4 protein-coding genes are annotated in these 2,684 nt (G+C 74.0%); 2 read left to right on the top strand and 2 right to left on the bottom strand.

Features of this window, described 5'->3' with window-relative positions; translation table 11 throughout:
* Positions 1 to 308 (top strand): LAETG motif-containing sortase-dependent surface protein (locus C6N75_RS27085; RefSeq protein WP_146132689.1); only part of this gene is annotated, 308 nt, incomplete at its 5' end.
* Positions 309 to 387: 79 nt separating this feature from the next.
* Here C6N75_RS27085 and C6N75_RS27080 read toward each other — a convergent pair.
* Entirely contained in the window at positions 388 to 1,266 is an 879-nt protein-coding gene (locus C6N75_RS27080; RefSeq protein WP_105871508.1) for an esterase/lipase family protein, read from the bottom strand.
* Positions 1,267 to 1,579: 313 nt separating this feature from the next.
* On the opposite strand from C6N75_RS27080, the gene C6N75_RS27075 reads away from it, so the two are divergent.
* Positions 1,580 to 1,966: a VOC family protein gene (locus C6N75_RS27075; RefSeq protein ID WP_105871507.1), complete on the top strand. Its 387-nt coding sequence runs from the start codon at positions 1,580 to 1,582 to the stop codon at positions 1,964 to 1,966.
* Here the strand turns inward: C6N75_RS27075 and C6N75_RS27070 are convergent.
* Positions 1,951 to 2,406 carry a MerR family transcriptional regulator gene (locus C6N75_RS27070; RefSeq protein WP_181160639.1) on the bottom strand — a complete coding sequence of 152 codons (456 nt, stop codon included), beginning with the start codon at positions 2,404 to 2,406 and terminating at the stop codon, positions 1,951 to 1,953. The genes C6N75_RS27075 and C6N75_RS27070 overlap by 16 nt on opposite strands.
* Between the last annotated feature and the right edge of the window lie 278 nt (positions 2,407 to 2,684).

Here is a 2,684-nt window from a genome sequence, read left to right as displayed (position 1 = left end):
CCTCCGCCCCGTCCGCCTCCGAGGCCGAGGCCGAGGTCAAGCAGGCGGCCCCCTCCCCCGCCGACGAGGGCAACGGCCCGGACGCGGCCGGCGCCGCCGCCCCCTCGGCCGTCCCGTCCGCCGCCGCTTCGTCCCCCGCCGCCGACGGACAGCAGACGGCGGCCACCGGCGGCCTGGCCGAGACCGGCGGAGACGCCGGCACCGCGTACCTCGCCATGGGCGGCGCGGCGGTGCTGGCGCTCGGCGCGGCCCTGATGTTCGCGGTCAACCGCCGCAAGGCGGCCCCGGCCGGCCGCCACAGCCGCTGACCGCGCGCCCTCCCCGACAGGGGCGGCCCCGTCCGAAGAGGTCCGGACGGGGCCACCCCGTTCTGCGTCTGATTCCGGCCTAGCTCAGTGCGGAGGCGCAGCTCACCGGCGTGGCGCGGGCCGGGTCGAGCGCGTTGGCGACCTCGTGGAAGGCGATCCGGTCCAGGATGCCGATCGCCACGTGCTCGGAGAGGTCGAGCGCGCAGCGGTCCTGGATGAGGACGTTGGTGACGTCGGGCCCGTCCAGGTACTGCGAGCGGTACGGGGTGACGACCTCGTCGTACCGGGTGGCGATGACCGTGTAGCGGACGCCGGGCACGGTGTCGCCGCCCGCGTTGAGCCGGGTCATGAACGGGGAGCCGGCGACCTGGTCGGCGAGGCCCGGCGTCTTGTCGTTCAGCAGGTGTCCGACGCCGGGGAAGTACGGCAGCAGTCTGGTGAGTCCGAGCAGGGTGGTGCCGTGGTTGTCGGGGGCGATGCCGACGAGCGCGTTCACCTTGTCGGCGCCGCCGAGGAACTTCAGGTAGTGGCGGGGCATCATGCCGCCCTGGGAGTGCCCGACGAGGTCCGCCTCGGCCGCGCCGGTCGCGGCGAGCACCCGGTCCACGTAGGCGTCGAGCTGTTCGGCGGACTGCGCGATGGGCCCGAGGCCGTGGAAGAACGGCACTCCGGGCAGTTGCCCGTAGTCCAGCGAGAAGACGCAGTACCCGCGCTTGACCAGGTAGGGCGCCAGGCCGAGCCAGTTGTCGACGGAGTTGCCGAAGGTGCCGTGCACCAGCACCACGGGCCGGGGGTGCGCGGCGGTCGGCTTGCACGCGAAGTCGTTCCAGCCGCTGCCGGCGGCAGCGGCCTGGGCGGGGGCGGCGGTGGCGGCGGCGCCGGGCACGAGCGTCGCGGCGGCGGCCAGCAGCAGGACGGCGGACGCTCTCAGCGCGCGGCGGAGGGACTGGGGCAGCATCGGGTGGTCTCCTTGCGGCTCAAGGACATGGGGGTGGGGCGAATGGGGATTCGCCCAGTGGCCCGGACCACAGGAGACGGCACGGCGTACGGCTTGAATGCCGTGCTCATGCCAAGTTACGCACGGGTAGGCGTCCGCTGGGAAGTCGCGTGCCGGCAAAGAATCCCCGGTCCGGCCCACCGCCCGGCGACTCGGAGCCGGCCGCCCGGCGACAGGCTCGACCCGGCCGACGCGACCGTTGGACTCACCCGTCCTCAGCGATCATGCTGGTGCCGGCATCCCTCACCCCTCGCACCGACCCCCGGAGCCCGTCATGCGCGTGATCGACTTCGACCACCTCGTCCTGAAGTCCGCCGACGTCGAGCGCTCGCTCGCCTTCTACACCGGCCCGCTGGGCCTGGCCCCGGAGAACGTCGAGGAGTGGCGCGCGGGCAAGGCCCCGTTCCCGTCCGTGCGGATCAGCGCCACCACCATCATCGACCTCGTGGAGCGCCCCGCCGGGGACGCGGCGGGCTCCGACGTCGACCACTTCTGCCTGGTCGTCGAGCCGCTCGACTGGCAGGAGGTCATCGACTCCGGCGTCTTCACCGTGGTCGACGGCCCCGGCGAGCGCTCCGGCGCCCGGGGCACGGCGACCTCCCTCTACGTCCAGGACCCGGACGGCAACACCATCGAGCTGCGCCACTACCCCGCTCCCTGACCGCCCGGTCCCGCCGGGCGCGGCGCCCGCTCGTCGACCGCGGGGGCCGGAGCGCTCCGCTCCAGCCGGGCGCTCAGGGTGGCGGCGAATTCCTCGGCGCGGGCGAGTTGGACCCGCAGCCTCTCCACCTGCTCGGCGGCGGCCTGCTGGTAGGTCCGTACGCGCTTCAGGAGGGCTTCGACCTCGTCGGCGGCGGGGCCGCCGTCGAGGCGGTCGGTGGCGTCCAGCAGGTCGCGCATCTGGTCCAGGGTGAAACCGAGGGGTTTCATGCGGCGGACGACCATGAGCCGGGCGACGTCGGCTTCGGTGTAGAGACGGAAGCCGCCCTGCGAGCGGGCGGACGGGACGACCAGGCCGGTCTCCTCGTAGTGCCGGATCGTGCGCAGGGACAGCTCCGTACGCGCGGCGACCTCGCCGATCTGCATGTGCTTGCCGTCCACGCCCGTGATCCCCTGGTCCCTCGTCGCCGTCGGCGCCGTCAGCCCGGATGGGCGCCGCCGATCTCTACTCTAACGTTAGGGTAGAGTTCTGGGGTGAGGGTCGCATGCCGCTGCCCCGCCGTCGCCGCGCCGGGACCGATGCCGCCCCCGGCGAAGGTCCGATTCCCGCGGGAGAGAAGCGTGCGCGAGTCCATGACGCCCGGCGCCGCCGCCTGCCCGCCGTGACGCTTCTCCCCCGGACGTGAGGGAGAGCCCCGCTCTCGCGCAGGCCCCCTCCC

The sequence above is a fragment of the Streptomyces solincola genome, from assembly GCF_002982015.1.
GTDB lineage: Bacteria > Actinomycetota > Actinomycetes > Streptomycetales > Streptomycetaceae > Streptomyces > Streptomyces solincola.
Note: the sequence above shows the minus strand (reverse complement) of the source record. Positions and strands in the feature narration are given on the sequence as shown.

Bases quoted from the DNA above. Each gene is read 5' to 3' on its own strand.
- C6N75_RS27080 (WP_105871508.1), bottom strand. From the start codon at position 1,266: ATGCTGCCCCAGTCCCTCCGCCGCGCGCTGAGAGCGTCCGCCGTCCTG.
- C6N75_RS27075 (WP_105871507.1), top strand. From the start codon at position 1,580: ATGCGCGTGATCGACTTCGACCACCTCGTCCTGAAGTCCGCCGACGTC.